This window comes from Pontiella agarivorans (assembly GCF_034531395.1).
Classification (GTDB): domain Bacteria; phylum Verrucomicrobiota; class Kiritimatiellia; order Kiritimatiellales; family Pontiellaceae; genus Pontiella; species Pontiella agarivorans.
In genome coordinates, this window is record NZ_JARVCO010000002.1 from 707944 (window position 1) to 727220 (window position 19277).

Sequence of the window (19277 nt, forward strand, 5' to 3'; positions counted from 1 at the left end):
TGACGCACATATTTTATACCTCTAACAGAAGGAAGGTTGATATGAAACGAAGGATCACAGCCGTTATGCTTGTTGCGGTTTCGGCGCTGCAGGTTTCGGCGCTGCAGGTTACGGCGGAAATTACGTATGAAGCAACGTTTGAATCGCTGGACCGGCATCAGACTCCCGAATGGTTTAAAGATGCTAAATTCGGTATTTACACGCACTGGACCCCGACGACAGTAGGGAATGAGATTGCGGGAGTCGGCTGGTATCCGTTCTACATGTATGCCGATGTGACGATCAACCGGCACCCGCCGATGATGGGGCATCCGTCAGAAACCAACGAAGGACCGCACTGGGCTTATACCGAACATGTGAAACGGTTCGGTGAACCGAAGGATTTCGGATGGAAAGATCTGTTGAAAACCTTTCAGCCTAAATCGTTCGATGCCGCCGAATGGGCGGATCTTTTTCAGGAAGCCGGTGCACGGTTTGCCGGGCCGGTGGCCATTCATCATGACGGTTACGCGATGTGGGACAGCGAAGTCACCCGCTGGAACGCGAAGACGCAGGCCGGGTTTGACCCGTCGAAAGATCTGGAACGGGAAATCCGAAAACGCGGGATGAAGTTCATTGCCTCTTTTCATCACAGCCATACCTGGCGTTACTTTGTTCCGTCCTACCGGCATGACGGAACCGATCCGGCCTATGTGGATCTCTACAATGAGCCGCACAGCTATGGTGATCCGCTTTCTCCGCGTTTTAAAAAATGGTGGCGGGGGCTGCTGGACGAATATATCGAAAAATATGATCCCGACATGATCTGGATGGATATGGGAACACGCGATATTCCGAATGATCTGATGTATCCGTTTCTGTCTGATTACTACAACCACGGCGAAAAATCCGGTAAAGAGGTGGCAACTACGGTGAAGAGCTATTCGCCCTATCTGCCCGGTGCCATCGTTGATTATGAAAAGGGCCGCGTGAAAGACCTTGAACCGAAGCCCTGGCTGACGGATGACACGGTTGCGCCGGGCTGGTTCCATTCCAGCCGTCCCGGAGTGAAAACCGCTAATGATGTGATCGATATTCTGGCGGATATTGTCAGTAAAAACGGTTGTCTGCTGTTGAATGTGGGGCCGACCTCCGACGGGGTTATTCCGGAATCTGAAAAGAAGATTCTACGCACGGTCGGTGCCTGGTTGAAGGTGAATGGAGAGGCCATCTATAACACCCGTCCGTGGCATACGGCCGGAGAGGGTCCGACAGTGATTGAGCAATCGGGCGGGTTCCTGAAAAAACTGCATTATACAGCGGAGGATGTCCGGTACACGTGTTCCAAAGATGGGAAAATTGTTTACGCCATTGTGCTGGATCGGCCCGACCGGCAGCTGTTGCTGAAATCGGTATCTTTGGAAGATTCCATTTCGACGGTTTCGCTGCTGGGATCCTCGGAAAACATAGAATGGGAGCAAACGGCGAAAGGGTTGCGGATCGAGGTCCCCCAATCATTGCACGAAGCACATGCCTATGTTTTTGAGTTGAAGCAATAAAAATGATTTTCCGCCCCGGACTCTCGGCACACGATGCGGTGCTGAAGGCGCGGGACAGTAAACGCGGGTGATCAAATCGACAGACGGCGTGGTTTACGCAGATTATTCCGTCTGGGAGCATACAGGCATAGCTGTTTGGATAAACGGCTATGCCTGTTTTATTGAAGCAGGCCATTTTCATAGCCTTTTAGTCAGGTCTTTTTTATTCCAAAAAAGGGAAGAGTGAACGTTACCTTTTTCAAGATGTGAAATATTCATTATTCAGGAGAGGACGTATGAACAACACAGGGATCATGGGGGCTGCATTTTTACTGACTGCGGTCGCGGGGGCAGCCGAGATTGGTGCTCTCGATAAACCGAATATTATTGTCTATTTTTCCGACGATATCAGCGCACGCGAAGTTCCAATCTATGGAAGTTCGGTCTGGACGGATCCTTTGCGAGAAACCACTTCGGATCCAACGTTGCGCGCAAAAATGCCGGTATTGGATCAATTGGCGACAGAAGGCTGCTGGATTAAAACCGCCTGGGCGGGATGCGTCTGCAATCCGAGCCGCGCCATGATGATGAGCGGTCGCTATGGCTATCAGACCAAATGGTGGAACAATAAAGACAAGGGCTGGGGCCCGGATGAAAATGGAAAACTGGGTACCTGGCCGGTTTACATGAGTTCTCCGTTGTTGCTGGGTCATGTTGCGAAACAGGCCGGTTATGGGACTTACTGGGCCGGCAAAACCCAGATGGCCGGAAGCTGGGCACGGCATGGTTTTGATGAGGGATGTTTCACGCCGGGCAATCTGGAACAGCGGGATAATCCGTTTACTGACTTTAAGCATGAATACAAAAAGGTCGACGGCAAACGTCAGCTGGTCTGTCTGGATACCGGAAAAGTCTGCGATACCTATCTGCAGCACAGTTGGTACTGGTATCCGCATGTGAAACTGATGAATGACCCCAGTGCGCCGGGTAAAATTGTCTGGTGGCCGAATACGCCGGAGTCGATTAAAGATTTTGGACTGCATACCTATGGTCCGGACGTGGAAATTCAATTTGCGATGAATTTCATGGAACGCAAACATGCCGAAGGAAAACCGTTCTTCATCTATCATACCACTCATCTCGGTCATGCGGCCTGGGATTGGTTCGATCCGCAAGGAAAAGGACAGAGCTGGCCCGGCACACCGATCGTTTCCTGGGACGGCAAAAAATATACGCGGCGGGAACCGAAGATCACCGGGGACAAAGGAAAATACGATACCCACGGAACGGTCACCGAATCGGGCATGCATAGTCATCTGAATTATATCGACTACCAGCTTTGGCAGTACCGTGAAAAGCTGGAGCAGATGGGCGTGGCGGATAATACCGTGATTATTTTCGCCGCGGATAACGGCAGTGCAGGCTACGGCAAAAACAGCGGCGAAAAACAGAAGGGATGCCACGTTCCATTTGTGATTTATGCGCCGGGAATGACTAAACACGGGGAACAGGATGTGCTGGCGAGCGTGGTGGATGTTTTGCCGACGATTGCTGATCTAACCGGCGTTGAACTTCCGGAGGATTATATCGTGGATGGAGAAAGTCTGATTCCGTTTATCTTTACGGATAAACCGGAGCATCGCGACTGGATCTATTCTCAGCGGGGTCCGGAACAATTGATTCGCGGAAAAAGAGTGCTGAAAGACGGACGGGATGAATGGTTCGATGTTTCCTCCGATCCGGATGACCTCATCAGTTTTGAAAAAATCGAAAACTGGGGCGGCGTTTCTGAAGCCCATCGTGAGGAATATGAAAAGCTGCGGGAAATTCTCCCGACCTATGATCTCTATTACGATGCATATAATGCACCGGGCGTCGATTATGAGCCGGCTAAACGGCCGCGGTATTCCCGTAAACCGCCGGCAAAAAAAACGAAGGCACCCAAAAAGGATTCCGGAAATAAATCTTCTGCCGGAAATGCCGGCGGTAAAACCTTGGAAGCATTCTGTGCGTACAAAAAAAGGGAAATGGAAAAGAAGGGGAAAGCGTATGATCCGGTAAAGGTTGAAGCGCTTTTCAATACGATCGATGCCAATCGGGACGGGCTGGTAAGCCGGCAGGAAACGCAGACATATTACGCTAAATAGGAACAGAACATGAACATGGTGAAATATTTTATTTTTGCCGCACTTTTTGCGGCCTATTCATCGGCATTCGGTGGCCAGCCATCCAAAACAGATAAACCGAATATTATTCTCTATTTTGCGGATGATATCAGTGCGCGTGAATTTCCAGTCTATGGAAGTTCGGTCTGGACAGCCCCGGATTCGACGAATACATCGGACCCGAAATACCGGGCCCGAACGCCGGTGATTGATAAACTGGCGGAAGAGGGGTGCTGGATTAAAACGGCGTGGGCAGCGACCGTGTGCAACCCGAGCCGAGCCATGATGATGAGCGGCCGCTTTGGCTATATGACTAAATGGTGGAACAATAAAGATCGGGGGAACGGGCCGGACGAAACCGGTAAAGTCCGCGGCACCTGGCCGGTTTATATGAGCTCTCCGCTGCTGATCGGCCATGTGGCGCAGAATGCAGGCTATGGCACGTATTGGGCCGGAAAAACGCAGATGGCCGGGAGTTATGCAAAACACGGGTTTGATGAGGGCTGCTTCACGCCCGGAAATCTGAGCGACCGGGATAATCCTTATGCGGATTTTAAGCATGAATATAAGAACGTCGGTGGAAAACGGGTTCTGATTAATTCGGATACGGGACAGATCTGCGAAACTTACATGCAGCACAGCTGGTATTGGAATCCGCATGTCAAACTGATGAATGATCCGAGTGCTCCGGGAAAAATTGTCTGGTGGCCGAATAGCCCCGAGGCAAAAAAGGACTTCGGCGTCAGTACTTACGGGCCCGATGTGGAACTTGATTTTGCATTGAATTTTCTGGAGCGCCAACATCAGCGGAAAAAGCCGTTTTTCATCTATCACACGACTCACCTCGGTCATGATGCGTTCAACTGGCTCGATCCGGACTACAAGCAATGGGGAAAATGTAAATGGCCCAACGCACCGATAGTGAAATGGGACGGCGAAAAATATATACGGACAGAGCCGCGGATTACCGGCGATGAAGGAAAGTATGATACGCATGGAACCATCACGGAACCGGGTATTCATAACCATATCAATTATATCGACTATCAGGTCTGGCTCTATCAGAAAAAACTGGATGAACTGGGAATTGCGGATAATACGATAATCATCATCTGTGCCGACAACGGTACCAGCGGATACGGAAAAAACAGCGGTGAAAAACAGAAGGGCTGTCACATTCCGATGATTATCTATGCGCCGGGTATGCATAAGCATGGCGAACAGGATGTGCTGATGAGTGTGGCGGATATGCTCCCGACGATTGCGGACCTCGTTGGCTATGAGATTCCGGCCGACTATAAAATTGATGGTGAGAGCCTGGTTCCGTTTCTCTTTACTGATAAGCTGGATCATCGCGATTGGCTGTATACGCAACGTGGACCTGAGCAGCTGATCCGCGGGAAAAAAGTGCTGAAAGACGGATGGGATAAATGGTGGGATGTTTCAGATTATCCCGAGGATCTGATCCGTTTTAATGAGATTAAAAACTGGGGCAAGGTATCTGAAGCGCATCGCGATGAATACGAAGAGCTGCTGGAGATTCTTCCGAAATACGATTTGTATTTTGATGCCTACAACGCGCCGGGTGTGGAGTATGAGCCGAAGAAGCGGCCGAACTATGCCCGTAAATCCAAAGAACAGCGCGTTTACTGAATTTTTAATGACGGAGAAAACAATGAAAAAAATGATGACCACCGCACTTTTCGGGATTCTGGTTTTCCAGGGTGTCGCCAAACCGGCTCAACCGAATGTATTGTGGATTTTAACGGATGATCATCGTTACGATTCGATCCGTGCATTTAATAAAATGCTGACGGGCGAAGAGATGAGTCCGTTAGGTTATGTGGAATCGCCGCAGACGGACCGGCTGGCCGAAATGGGCACGACCTTTATCAATACCTACTGCCAGGCGCAGGGATGCGCGCCGTCGCGGGCTTCGATGCATTACGGCCGTTATCCGTTCCGTTCCGGAGTGTATGAATTTGAATATCATAATAATAGTGCGGAACATTGGAAGCCGTCGCTGCCGGAACAGATGGCCAGGCTGGGTTATCAGACCTTTCACGTTGGAAAACTGGGCGTACGCCAGAAAACCCTGTCAGGAAAAGGTGCCGGGAAAGCATCGCTTTATCAGCAGGATGTTGATTTTAAAAAAATGGCTAAAGACGGTATGACGGGCTGGGGCAAAGACTGGTTCTTTGAGCTGAAGGGTGAACGTCTGAAGCCGCCGATTAAAAATGTCCGTTTTTTTGTGACTCCGGAAGGGGAGTTCGAATACGCCAGCCTTGAACTGGAAAAACGTTTTCCGGAATATGCAGGCTCAGCGGAAGCGACCATGAAAAAATATGATCTGCTGCGGCACTATAACGCAAAAAAACCGAAACAGCCGGACAACGGATCCATTCTGGCCGGAGTGAGTTCACAACCGGCCGGAAAAACGCGCGACGGCTGGTATACCACGGTTTTCGGCGAGTATCTGAAAAATGAAGACAAGATCTTCCTCGTGGGATCGCAGACGGTGAACGGGGTTGATCCGTCGAAGCCGCTGTTCACTCATCTGGGCTATGATTTTCCGCACACCCCGGTGCTTCCGCCTGCGGACTATCGGGCGCGTTTCCGGAAGCATACGTATACGGTTCCGGAAACGAGCCGGGAAGAGTTTGATACGATGCCGAAACAGTTGCAGAAAGCGGTTACAATGGGCGCTTCCGATCATTTTACCGATGAAGAAAAACAGGCGATGATTCAGGATTATTATGCTTTCTGTGCGTATGGTGATTCGCTGGTGGGACAGGCGGTGGATGACTTTATTGCCTACAGTGAGAAACATAAGCAGCCTTGGATGATCGTTTACGTTTGCGGCGACCACGGCTGGAAACTGAATGACCACGGTTCCGTATCCAAATTTACCCCCTGGGATATCGACAGTCATAATCCGATCATTGTGGTTTCGTCCGATAAAAAGAAATTTCCGGCGGGAAAAGTGATTCGGGAGTTTACGGAATTTGTTGATATTGCGCCGACCTGTTTGGCGGCCGGTGGAGCGGATCTGGAAAACGATCAGTTCAATTATCTGGATGGGTATAATCTGGCAGAAGTGACGTCGGGTCAAATTCCGCCCCGCGATTATGTTATCGGCGAGAGCCATGCGGTCACGGGCCCACGTGCCTTTATCCGGACGAAGGAGTATGTATTCTCGATGCAGACCCGGCCGGATAAAAACCGGGGGAAAAATATGGAGTGGGCTCGCTCAGCATCCTGGGAAGAGCTTGATCCGGCACTGTATCACATGATTTCCGACCCGGGTGAACTCAACAATCTGGCCCATAATCCTGAATACAGAGCAATTGCTGAAACGATGCAGAAAAAGCTGTTGAATATTGTGCTGGGCGACAACCGGGTTGAGGTCGATTGGGGCGGTCCTCAGGCCATGGGCACGAAGGTTTACCGAAGTAATTTTGCGCCGGGTGCGGATGATAAAAAACTGAAGCTGTAATGCGGCAGGTTCCAGTGCGTTATAACCGGTCACAAGTGGGCTTTTAGAACCATAGCGGTTCCGACCGAAACAGGTAGTATCTGGAATTTTGCCGGCTGATCGGAAATGCAGAAGTGGCCGGTTAGACGCAGTAACATAATGAGGAAATCATGAAGATCGTAAAAACTGCAGTTCTCACAATGGTCGTGCTGTCATCGTTGTCCGCCGTTGCAGCACGTCAGCCGAATATTCTCTGGGTGCTTACCGATGATCATCGGTACGACTCGATCCGGGCGTTTAATAAAATGATCACCGGAGAGGAAAAGAGTGCGCTCGGTTATGTCGAATCGCCCAATACCGATAAACTGGCCGAAATGGGTACGACCTTCATTAATACCTACTGCCATGCGCAGGGATGTGCTCCGTCGCGGGCATCGATGCACACCGGGCGTTATCCTTTCCGTTCCGGAATCTATGAATTTGAATGGTTTAATAACAATGTAGAGCATTGGAAACCGTCGTTACCCGAACAGATGGCTGAACTGGGCTATCAGACTTTTCATGTAGGTAAACTGGGATTCCGGATTCGTTCCACCTATCCGAACGGGCGTTTCGGTACGTATCAGGTCTATGAACAGGATATCAGTTTCCATAAAATGTTTGATGAAGGCTTTACCGACTGGAGTAAAGGCATTGTAACGGAAGTGAACGGCATAAAACTGGAGGAGCCGCTCCACTGCGACTGGTTGCGCACGCCGGAAGGTTCCTGGGACTATACCGGTTATGCACTGAATAAAATTCCGGGGCTTGAAAATCACAGCCGCATGATCGATGAAAAGTATGACATTCTGCGTAAATACAGTTCGCCGGATCAGCAGCAGCACGGCTACGGCGAAATCATCGGCGGCGTTTGTCCGGTACCGGCCGGCGATAGCCGCGATGGCCGTTACACGACGGAACTGATTAAGTTTCTGAAAAATCCGAATGAAAAGCTGGAGATCGGTTCGCAGACCTACACCGGGGTTGATCCCGACAAGCCGTTGTTTGCCAATATCGGGTATGATTTTCCGCATACCCCGGTGCTGCCGCCTAAATCGTTTCGTGACCGTTTTGCAAAAAAGACATACACGATTCCGGAAGTAGACAAAGATGAGTTCGGCAAACTGCCGCCGCAGCTGCAGGGATTGATCAAAAAGGCGGCGTCCGATCACTATTCCGATGAAGATAAACAGCAGATGGTTCAGGATTACTATGCGTTCTGCGCCTACGGCGATCATCTGATCGGTCAGGCCGTTGAGGCTTTTGTGAAATATTCAAAAAAACAGAAACAGCCCTGGATGATTATCTATGTCTGCGGCGACCATGGCTGGCGCCTGAATGAACATGGTTCGATTTATAAATTTGCTCCATGGAAAACCGATGCGCTCGATCCCATCATTGTGGTCTCTTCGGATAAACAAAAATTTCCGGCCGGAAAAGTGGTTACCGACCTGACCGAATTTGTCGATATTGCTCCGACCTGCATGGCGGCCGGCGGTGCTGATCTGGTGAAGAAGGAATATGACTATCTTGACGGCTTTGATCTCGCGCAGGTAACGGCCGGAAAGGTGGAGCGAGATTACATCATCGGCGAAAGCCATGCAGTAACGGGTCCGCGTGCGACGATGCGTACGAAACAGTATATGTTTTCCATTAAATCCCGCCCGAAAAATAGAATGGGCGGAAAGGATATGAAATGGGCAATGAAGGCTTCGTATAAAGAGCTGGAGCCGGTGCTGTATGACCTGAACCGCGACCCCGATGAATTGAACAATCTGGCGTTTAATCCCGAATACCAGGGCATTGCCATGAAAATGAAAGAAAAACTGCTTAACATTGTTATTGGCGATAATCGCGTTGAAGTGAATTGGAATTCGAACGGCGACGGCACTGAAATTTTCCGCAGCAATTTCGCTCCGGATGCCGATGATAGAAAACTGAACCTTTAAAATCCACCCCCAGGAAACGATCCATGAAAAAAACTGCTCTGATTTTATCGCTCACCGTTGCATCGGTTTTTGCGGCGGATAAACCGAACGTCGTCTTTATTCTGGCCGATGATCTCGGGTTGGGGGATATAAGTTTTTATGCAAAACATATCACCCAAACCAAACCGTTTACGGAAACGCCGAATATCGATGCGCTGGCTGAACAGGGACTCTGGTTTACCGATGGGCATTCCGCAACGGCGCTGTGTGCGCCGACGCGGTATGCGGTGATGAGCGGGAATAACAATTACCGCTGTTATTCGCCGGGCGGGATCTGGAGCACATTTGCGCCGACCGGGTTCAAGCCGGGTGAAGTCACGCTGGGTTCCGTAATGCGCGATGCCGGATATTATACCGGGATGATCGGAAAGTGGCATCTGGGCGGCGATTTTTATGTGCCGGGGACCCAAACCATTTACCGGGGGGCGAAATCGGGCGATATTCTGGACAAGGTGGATGTTTCGCAGTGGGCCGGAAGCGGACCGCGATACTGTGGATTTGAATATGACTTTATTACGCCCTGCGGCATTCAGGGGCCGATGTATCTGCTGTATGAAAATGAAAAGTGGTATCCGTGGGCCGAGGGATCGGAGCTGGTGTTTTTTAATAAGGAAAATGCCATTAATCCGAAAGATGTAACGGACAAAGGTCCGGGGCCCGGTGATTCGAAGTGGGATGCGCGTGAACTGGGTAAAAAGCTTTCCGCCAAAGCAGTGGAATTCATTAAAACCGGTGCGGAAAAAGACGAGCCTTTCTTTTTATATTACTGCTCGCCCATGGTTCATCTGCCGCATGTGCCGACCGACGAATTTGACGGACAGAAAGTGAAAGGAAGCAATGTATCGCCGCATCTGGATGTGTTGACCGACCTTGACCTGCAGGTGAAGCGTATTGTGGATGCGCTTAAAGCTGTCGGTGAATTTGAGAATACGCTCATTGTTTTTTCATCGGATAACGGCGGGCTGAAAGACGGGACGGCGACTAAAGCGATCGGTTATCAGCCGGGCGGAGAATGGAACGGCTCAAAAAATTCACCGTTTGAAGGTGGACACCGGGTTCCCACGTTCGTGATGTGGCCGGGTAAAGTAAAGGCGGGGGTATCCGACGAACTGGTATCGAATCAGGATTTTGTGGCCACCTTTGCGGCATTGGTCGGTACTGAAATCCCCAAAGGGCAGGCACAGGATTCCAATAATATTCTGCCGCTGCTGACCGGAGACGGAGTTTACATGTCCCGGGAATATTTTGTGAATCAGGCGGGAGCCAATCAGGAGCTGATGTATCGAAAGATGCCGTGGAAGCTGATCATTCAAAGTAATTTCAAGCGGACAAAATATGAGATTAAGTCGCTCTATAACCTAAGGGATGATCCTCAGGAAAAAAATGATCTGGTGAACAATCCGGAGTACAGATTGACTGCTGAAAAAATGTTCAGGGAATATATGAAGATTATCGAGTCCGGTATGCCGACCGCTCCGGGCCGTAATTGAGAATTATACGCACGAACCCCCGGAAGAAAATGGGGCTCCGGCTGACTCCCGCAGGAAAAAGATCTTTTCTCCAGAGTCACGCGCCGGAGCCGGAATCAGATCAGACCTTTTCGAATGGCTGTGGCGATTGCCGCGGCGATATTGGGAACCTGCAGTTTACTGTAAATTCTTTCGGTATATTGTGCGACGGTCCGATAGCTCACGCCCATCTGCTCAGCGACCTCTTTTTTGACATAGCCCATGGCCATCAGCTTTAATGCCTGGCTTTCGCGTTCGCTTAGCATTCTGTTTTCACTGTCATCTTCAGCGGTTAAGGTGTGAAGCAGCAGTCCGGATAGCCGCTGGTCAATAATGTATCCGCCATCGTGTACATCATAAATGGCACTGCGAATGTCGGAAATGGCTGAGCTTTTTAGAATATATCCATGAACGCCCAGACGGATGGCTTCCAGCGTTGTGAGATAGTCATCATTCTGGGTCAGAATCAGTATTTTTGTATCCGGCAGGGCATTCTGTATGGAAGGAACGAGGGTAAGTCCGTTTTTTCCGGGAAGATGGAGGTCCAGCAGAATGAGATCGGTTGTCTCTATTTCCTTCCTGGTCAGGTATTCCGCAAATAATTCCGCGCTATTGAACAGATGCCTGAATTTCATACCGGGTGTGCAGTCAATCACCTGTTGAAGGGATTTTGCATAGGCCTGATTATCTTCAATAATTGTTATCTGTACGGGTTCGTTCACGTCATCTTCCATCGGGTTAGTGTTAGTGAAACCGTGGTTCCTATGTTTTTTCCGGTTTGAACATCAAGTTCTGCATGCAGTCTTTTGGCCCGGTTTTCGAGATGGTGCAGAGAAACGGGTGCGGCGGAAATGCCGCAGCCGTTATCTGATATAGTGAGGCGGGGACAGGGGCCCGCACTTTTCAATATGATTTCAACCTGGGTGGCTCCTGAGTGTTTGATGATGTTGTTCAGAGTTTCTTTTATGAAAAACATCAGGTCCCACTTTGCGGAGGGAGGCAGTTGGTTGAGAAAACATGTTTCGTCGATATCAAATAGACAGGTCCTTTCGCCGAGGATTCTGAGTGCCGTATTTTTAATATGCTCCGTAAGGTCCGCTGCGGTTTCTCGATTTTCCAGAAGGCGGACAAACTGGCGCGTTTCGGCGGCCGTGATACGTGCGGTGTTCAGTGTGTCTCCGAGCAGTTCTTTGATCCGGGGCGGAGCGTCCGGAAGAGATTCGGTAATTAATTCTGTGGATTGAGCAATGCTGCTGAGGTTGGCACCGACTTCATCGTGCAGATCTTCAGCAATCTGATCTCTTATTTTCATCCAGCGTTTCTGCGCAATTAAGCGCACCAGCCAGATCATTAAGACGAGAAAAATAATCAGAAATAATGTGGCAATCGCCAGATACTGAATCCGGCGTTTGTCCTGACCGCGTGCAAAATCGAGCTGCGATTCCAGTGCTGCGAGTTTGCGCTGCAGAATCATACGTTGCCTGAACAGCTCTACCCAGTCCCGGAGCGGAAGAATATGACCGTCATTGCTGTCACCATCGGTAAGATATACGGGGTCGGCTATATAATTTCTTGCCTGCTCACTCGGACTTGGATTTTTCACTTCAACGCTTAATGGTAATCCACGGGTAATGACTTCGCCTTGAGAGCAGAGTTCGATTTCGGCTAATGAGATGCGTGTGACATCCGATAATCTGAAATCCGGAAGGGGCTCGGATAGGGATATTCTGAAGTATCGGCCGGTGACGGGGCCGATTCGTTTTTCAAAAGGCGTGGAGCCCGGACGGGGTAATTCGGGGCCGCTTTGGTAGATGATTTCGGGGGCCGAATCATCGGGAGAAATCAGTTTTTCAAGACGGATGTTTCGTGGAAAACTGGTTCCGTCAACCGTGGGGGGTTGAATGAAGATACTGAAACGAATCGGCCAGATGCGGAATTCATCGATTGTTTTTTCTGTTTTGAGGTCAACGGTAAGCACAAGCTCTTCAGCATAGGCATGGAAAAAAGATTCTGCTTGAAATTCATGCTGGTCCAAATGGGAGAAGAACATAAATCCGTCGGTAAGGCATTCCGGGGCCCAGGACTTTCCGAACCGGAAGATGTCGGGGGCATTGACGGTTGCATTCAATGCGATGTTCTGTTGGCCGGAAAAAACCAGTATTTCATTTAACGCAATCATTCTGGAGAGCTGCCTGAGCCGGTTGTTTATGGAAAGTTCATAGGCCGTGTAGCGCAGTCCTGTACACCGGTTGGTTTCCTGTGGATAGAAAAGCTGGGGTTCAATTCCTTCAAGGTGATAAGCCGATTTTCTGTGATCGGCAACCCGTTCAGATGTGCCGTCAGCGTGTAGAAGCTCCAGGGTAAATCGTTTAGAAAATCCCGCCGGTTTATGATGTCCCTGTTCATTGATATAGGTAACCGGTATCAGCGCGATTAGATCAACCGGTTTAGTTTCGGCGAAAGTTAACTCAATCACCACCGGAAGCTCGGCTTTTCCGAAATCCAGATAGTGATAACCAATGGTCCATGGTGATGCGCTGTGGCTGGTTATGGGAAGATGTTCAAGCCGATTTTGAATATCGGCAATTTTGTGTTCAGTCGCAGAGACGGCCGAATTGATAAAAGCTGTTCCACTCTGGGGAATAAGAATTCCCGACAGCAGGATGAGTATGAGACCGGACCGTCTGGATGGTGAACTAATCATGCGTTTATTCTGCCCTTGGAGGGCATCCCATTAAAGAACAATGTTTTTTAAGGAGATCGGTTTCGGTCAGCAAGACGGACGTTTGGCCGTCTTGTGCCTTTAAGTGGTCCGTGAGAACTTTACAGGACGATACACAGGATCAGCGCGTGTGGTAAGCCGCATGCGGAATATCAATTAATAAAAGGAGACCGTTATAATGAAGAGGCAGCTAATAACAGCCGCGTGGGGGATTGCGCTGGCGTTTTCTGTATCAGCGGAAGCGATTACCTATGAGTTTGCTCAAGTTGAAGGGTTTACCAACGGGGTTCTTTCCGGTCAGGCTGGATGGAGCGGAGAAGCGTATTCAGTGAATACAAATGACAGCGGCTCGATCATGATTGATAATGATCCCGCTCAACAATGGGTTGCAGCTTTTCCGACGGAGTCGTTCGATGCAGAATCGAATAACTGTTTTTTTGTTTCCAATGTCGTTTCCTGGACACAGGTTGAAACGAACGGGGATAATTCGATTTTCAACGTAATTATTAATGATTCAAAAAGTGGAGGAACACCGTGCCGGTTGAGCCTCGAACGCAGAGCAAACTTTCCGCAATATGTACTTAATCTGAAAAGTGATGATGGAAGCAATAATGGGTGGAATTTTTTCCCGGAGAACCTGTTTGGAGTTAACGGTTCAGCGGATCCTGACAGTGATGAAATCGGCTTCGGTTTTTCGCTGACCAAGGGACGAGTTCAGAATGAGTGGATGTATTCAATTACATTGGAAAACATCACCTCGAATTCAATCCTTTATGCGTTGAGCGGATCGATGACTTCGACTTCGAATCTATACGATTCCGCAGTACTCTATGCCGGCATCTCTTCAGGGATCAGCTCGGAAATAAATGGTACGTCAAACCGTGTGATCAAGTCTTTTTCAATGGATCAGTCCTATATCAACTATGACATTATTTTTGATATCGACTTTCAGGATATGCTGGGGCCGATATGGAATCAGTATCATACCGCCCCTTTACGCGCTTGGGTTTATGGCCATATTACCACCAATGGTAACGGTGTTGCGGATCCGTCAGATCGGTATCTCGAACATCGCCCCGGTTTTTCAACGAACAATGCGGCATGGGCCGGAGACCGAGATCAGGTTCGTCGGGGTATGCTGTTCACCAATTCGATTCCGGAAATGGATATATCCGATATGTATGAGTTCAGTATGGATTATCGAATGTTCGCAGAAAACAGTGTGACCGATCAGAAGTTCGTGGATGTCATTTTAACCACGAATAATTATACCGGAAATTGGGGGACACCCAGTTCCGAACAGTGTTTCGGTCAGGGAGCGGAAGGTCTGGATCCAGCCATTGGCGCCTATCAGCTCGGCTTCCGTCTGGAACAGGATAACTGGACCGGTGTCGGGGGAGCCTGGCCGGATGGGGGGATGAAGATCCGCCTGAATCCGGTTAATGCAGAAGCACATGCCGGGGTTATCAACCTGAATGACCTCGGTATTACAAATATTACCGATGTGGCGGGGGATTCGGAAAGTGACACGTTGCACCTCAGGTATGTAGCGGAAAAAACAACGAACGTTAATGTCTGGGCGTGCAGTCTCACCGTTTCCAATCCGGTGAACCAGCTGTCATGGACTTTTTCGGAAGATCTGACTAATGCCATTGTATATGAAGCCGCTGATCTTTACCTTGGGCTGGCATCCCGGGATGGATTTGATGGTATCGCCGGTTATGAACTGGATAATCTCTATAGTCGGATTGTTAACGGAACCTACGTTCCTGTTATTGACTGGAGCTATGCTTTGTGGGCCGATGAAAAAGGGGTGACGGGAACGGCGACCGAAGATGATGATGGCGATGGGCTGAACAATTATGGTGAATATGTATTCGGCGGCGATCCCGTACCGCCAAATGGTTCGGGAGACCAGGGAATATCGCCGGTGTTCAATGTTGAATCAGGAGCATATATTTTCTCCCTGGTGGGGGATGACACGGTTGTTGCACACGTTCTGTCTACCGATAATCTGATCATCGATTCCTGGGAAACCAACGAAACGGTTAGGGTCGCTGAGACCGATGGATTGATGTATGCTTATACCAACCTGAATGGTACAGCGGCAGAGCGGAAATTCCTGAAGGTTGAAGTGGAATAGGATTATTTCCAGTCACTGGAATAAAACGGGCTTGCGTATGCCGGCAAGCCCCGAATAAGGCATCCGCATGGATGCCTTTACAATATGTTTAACGAGGAAATTTATGAAAAAACAGACGTTGATCATCAGTGTTTTTACACTCGTATTTGCTACGCAGGCACAGCAAAAAGGCATACTCAATAATGCCGACAGTCCATATGTGGCTTTTAAAAGTATCGATATCGGGGATTGCCGATGGACGGATGGTTTCTGGGGGGATAAATGGCGCCTGTGTGAAACGGTCATGGTCCCGCACATGGGTGAAATTCTTAAAGGCGATATTGGCCATGGCTACAACAATTTTAAAATCGCTGCCGGCCTGATGGAGGGCGATCACAAAGGCTGGTGGTGGCATGATGGTGACTTTTTTAAATGGATGGAAGCGTCTGTTTATATTTATGGCATCAACCGGGATCAAAAGATTCTCGAGGAGTTGGATGAAATTATTGCGGTGATCGGCAAGGCTCAGCAGGCTGATGGATATCTGTCTACACCGGCTATTATTCGGGATGATATCGATAAATATGAAAACCGTCGTTATCACGAAATGTACAACAGCGGGCATCTTTTCACGACCGCCTGCATTCACTACCGAGTAACCGGTCAGCGGAATCTGCTGGATATTGCGATAAAGCATGCGGATATGCTGTATAGAATCTTTAAACCGGAGCGGCCGGAGGTGGTTCGTTTCGGATTTAACCAGACGCAGATTATGGGATTGGTGGAGCTCTACCGCACGGTCGGTGATGAGCGTTACCTTGAACTGGCGGAAATATTTATCAATCGCCGGGGTAAATATAAGATGGAGGATATTCCAACAACGAAGGGTTATCCCATTGGCGATATGGTGCAGGAGCGTGTTCCGTTGCGAAAGGAAACGGAAGCCGTCGGGCACGCGGTGCTGGCTCTTTATTTTTATGCGGGCGCTGCCGATGTTTATTCGGAAACCGGTGAGCAGGCGCTCATTGATGCATTGGATCGGCTGTGGAACAATGTGACGCAGAAAAAGATGTATGTTACCGGAGCGGTGGGTCAGGCCCATTATGGCCGTTCATCGCGAAAGGATAAGATCGAGGAAGGTTTCATTGATGAATATATGATGCCGAATCTAACGGCTTATAATGAAACCTGTGCCAACATCTGCAATGCGATGTTCAGTTACCGCATGCTCGGGATTCACGGGGAAGCGAAATATGCCGATATCATGGAGCTGGTGATGTATAACAGCGGTATTTCAGGCATCAGCGCTGATGGCACACACTATTATTATTCCAACCCGCTCCGTAAAATTAAAGGAGCCATTAATTATAAGAAGATGGTTACTGAATTTCCGCAGCGACAGCCCTATCTGAAATGTTTCTGTTGTCCGCCCAATCTGGTGCGAACGATTGCTAAATCATCCGCCTGGGCCTATTGCAAAACGGAAAATGGCATAGCGGTAAATCTCTATGGTGGAAATGAACTGAATACGGCATTGCTCGACGGATCCACGATTAAACTCAAACAAGAAACTGCCTATCCATGGGAGGGTACCGTCAATATCACTATTCAGCAGTGCAAAGAAAAAGCATTCAGCATCCTGTTGCGTATTCCGGGATGGGCCGTTGGGACGACGGTCAAGATCAATGGAAAGGCGGTTGATGTTTCGGCCGGCAGCTATGCAACGATTGAACGCGCATGGAAAACCGGAGATGTTATCCGCATAGACATGCCGATGGACGTCCGGTTTGTCGAAGGGCATCCGCGAATCGAAGAGGTGCGCAACCAACTCGCCGTCAAACGCGGACCGGTCATCTATTGTGTTGAATCGCCGGATTTGCCCGAAGGGACTTCCATGCTGGATGTTTATCTGCCGTACAATGGAACGTATAATACGGAATATAAAGCCGATATGCTGGGCGGGTTGACCACCATCAATGGAGAACTGAAAATTCGTAAGGATCATGGCAACGGGCTGTATCACACCGTGCAGAAACCTGAGTGGCAGAAAATTAAGACGCAGTTGATTCCTTATTATGCCTGGAGCAACCGCGGTGACGCCGAAATGAGCGTGTTTCTTCCGGTAATCTGGGAGGACTGATCCAATCCGGTGAAAACGAGAAATCGAAACGGTCTGTAATCAAGAATAACGGGAAACTAAAAATGAAGAACGTACTGAAAATCGGTTTGTTATTATCTTTAACAATTAGCGCAACGGGGGTCTTAGCCGGCGGGAAACAGCCGGTAAAACAGCCCAATATACTTTGGATTATTTCGGAGGACCTTTCTCCTTTTATGGGATGTTACAACGATCCCGTTAATACAGGGCACACACCGAGTATTGATCGGCTGGCTGATTCCGGCGTGCTGTTCACCAGAGCCTTTGCCACAGCACCGGTTTGCTCCGCCAGTCGTTCGGCGTTGATTACAGGAGTCATGCAAACCACGACCGGAACACACAATCACCGGTCGAGCAGGGCAAACGAGGGGGAAGTTGTTCCGGAACCGGTGCGTATCTATCTTCCGGAAGGGATGAAAACGCTGCCGGAGTTAATGCGGGAAGCTGGATACTTCACCTTTAATTCAGGCAAAGACGATTATAATTTTCATTATGACCGTCGTGCATTGTACAGCGTAGGAACCATGGAAGATTATAAGGCGGGAATGAATGGCTGGCAGGGAAACCGTGCGGTTGATTATATTTCCTTCACGGTTGCAAACTGGTCGGACCGGCCGGATAAAAGTCAACCTTGGTTCGGTCAGATGCAGATCAACGGCGGAAAAGTCTGGGATAACCGGTATGTGCGCGAAGGTGAAATGCTTGATGACTATGATGTGGAGCTGCCTCCCTATTTTCCGGATACACCGGCGCATCGCAAAGCCTGGACAACCCATTACAATGCCAACCGCGGGGCGGATGTGCGCGTGCAGCAGATTCTGGATCAGTTGAAGGCAGATGGTGAACTGGACAATACGATTGTCTTTTTCTTTTCCGATCATGGCAGCAATACCTCTTTGCGTCATAAACAGTTCTGCTACGAGGGCGGGATGCATGTGCCGCTGATGATTGCAGGGAATCATCCCTGGTTAAAAGCGGGAACCGTACGCACTGAACTGGTTTCATTGCTGGATGTATCGGCCACGACTATTGCCTTGGGAGGCCTGAATGTACCTGATTATTATGATGGTCAGAATCTGTTCGGCAATGCCTACGAACCGGCGGAATATATTCTGGGAGCACGGGATCGTTGCGACTTTACGATTGATACTATCCGAACGGTTCGTTCTGAAAAGTTCCGTTATATCCGGAACTATCATCCGGAACGCACGATGTCTCAGCCGCAATACCGTGATAAGCAGCCGGTGGTAAAAGATATGCACCGTCTCCATGAAGAAGGCGGACTGACTGCCTATCAGGAAGAACACTGGTTCGGAAGAAGACCGGAGGAAGAGTTGTATGAACTCGCCTCGGATCCTCACCAAACGAACAATCTGGCGGTTTTGCCGGCATATGCGGATATATTGAAGAAGCATCGGTCTGTATTGGAGGATTGGCAGCAACAGCATGGCGATAAAGGGCTGGAACCGGAACCGGCCGTCAGTCTGCAGGGAACCTATGAACTCTGGAAAGATAAACCGGTGTTCAAACATGCAGATGTGAATCCGGAATATAATCAGTTTAGATAAATACGATTAAACGGC

Annotated in this window: 11 protein-coding genes; 9 read left to right on the plus strand and 2 right to left on the minus strand. The window is 49.3% G+C overall.

Translation table 11 applies throughout. The features are described from left to right. Positions 1–41: 41 nt before the first annotated feature. The 6 genes from P9H32_RS02885 (at position 42) to P9H32_RS02910 (ending at position 10674) form a co-directional block, all read left to right on the plus strand. On the plus strand, positions 42–1538 hold the full coding sequence (locus P9H32_RS02885) for an alpha-L-fucosidase (protein ID WP_322607360.1): 1497 nt from the start codon (positions 42–44) through the stop codon (positions 1536–1538). Between the two features lie 275 nt (positions 1539–1813). Continuing rightward, positions 1814–3664, plus strand: coding sequence for a sulfatase-like hydrolase/transferase (locus tag P9H32_RS02890; RefSeq protein ID WP_322607361.1), 1851 nt, complete (start codon positions 1814–1816; stop codon positions 3662–3664). 9 nt (positions 3665–3673) lie between these two features. Continuing rightward, on the plus strand, positions 3674–5335 hold the full coding sequence (locus P9H32_RS02895) for a sulfatase-like hydrolase/transferase (RefSeq protein WP_322607362.1): 1662 nt from the start codon (positions 3674–3676) through the stop codon (positions 5333–5335). A gap of 22 nt (positions 5336–5357) precedes the next feature. Next, entirely contained in the window at positions 5358–7178 is a 1821-nt protein-coding gene (locus tag P9H32_RS02900) for a sulfatase-like hydrolase/transferase (protein ID WP_322607363.1), read from the plus strand. 149 nt (positions 7179–7327) lie between these two features. Then, positions 7328–9145: a sulfatase-like hydrolase/transferase gene (locus P9H32_RS02905; protein ID WP_322607364.1), complete on the plus strand. Its 1818-nt coding sequence runs from the start codon at positions 7328–7330 to the stop codon at positions 9143–9145. A gap of 23 nt (positions 9146–9168) precedes the next feature. Beyond that, positions 9169–10674: a sulfatase family protein gene (locus tag P9H32_RS02910; protein ID WP_322607365.1), complete on the plus strand. Its 1506-nt coding sequence runs from the start codon at positions 9169–9171 to the stop codon at positions 10672–10674. 95 nt (positions 10675–10769) lie between these two features. Here the strand turns inward: P9H32_RS02910 and P9H32_RS02915 are convergent, their stop codons facing one another. Both P9H32_RS02915 and P9H32_RS02920 read right to left on the minus strand, forming a co-directional pair. Further along, complete coding sequence (locus P9H32_RS02915; protein WP_322607366.1) at positions 10770–11414, minus strand: response regulator transcription factor; 645 nt, start codon at positions 11412–11414, stop codon at positions 10770–10772. Then, positions 11411–13396 (minus strand): sensor histidine kinase, encoded by a 1986-nt coding sequence (locus tag P9H32_RS02920; protein WP_322607367.1) that lies wholly within the window; start codon positions 13394–13396, stop codon positions 11411–11413. Before P9H32_RS02920 ends, P9H32_RS02915 begins: the two co-directional genes overlap by 4 nt. Positions 13397–13592: 196 nt before the next feature. Here P9H32_RS02920 and P9H32_RS02925 point away from each other — a divergent pair, with 196 nt between their 5' ends. The 3 genes from P9H32_RS02925 (at position 13593) to P9H32_RS02935 (ending at position 19262) form a co-directional block, all read left to right on the plus strand. Next, positions 13593–15557, plus strand: coding sequence for a hypothetical protein (locus P9H32_RS02925; protein ID WP_322607368.1), 1965 nt, complete (start codon positions 13593–13595; stop codon positions 15555–15557). A gap of 103 nt (positions 15558–15660) precedes the next feature. Continuing rightward, positions 15661–17676 (plus strand): glycoside hydrolase family 127 protein, encoded by a 2016-nt coding sequence (locus P9H32_RS02930; protein WP_322607369.1) that lies wholly within the window; start codon positions 15661–15663, stop codon positions 17674–17676. A gap of 62 nt (positions 17677–17738) precedes the next feature. After that, positions 17739–19262, plus strand: coding sequence for a sulfatase family protein (locus tag P9H32_RS02935; protein WP_322607370.1), 1524 nt, complete (start codon positions 17739–17741; stop codon positions 19260–19262). Positions 19263–19277 lie beyond the last annotated feature (15 nt).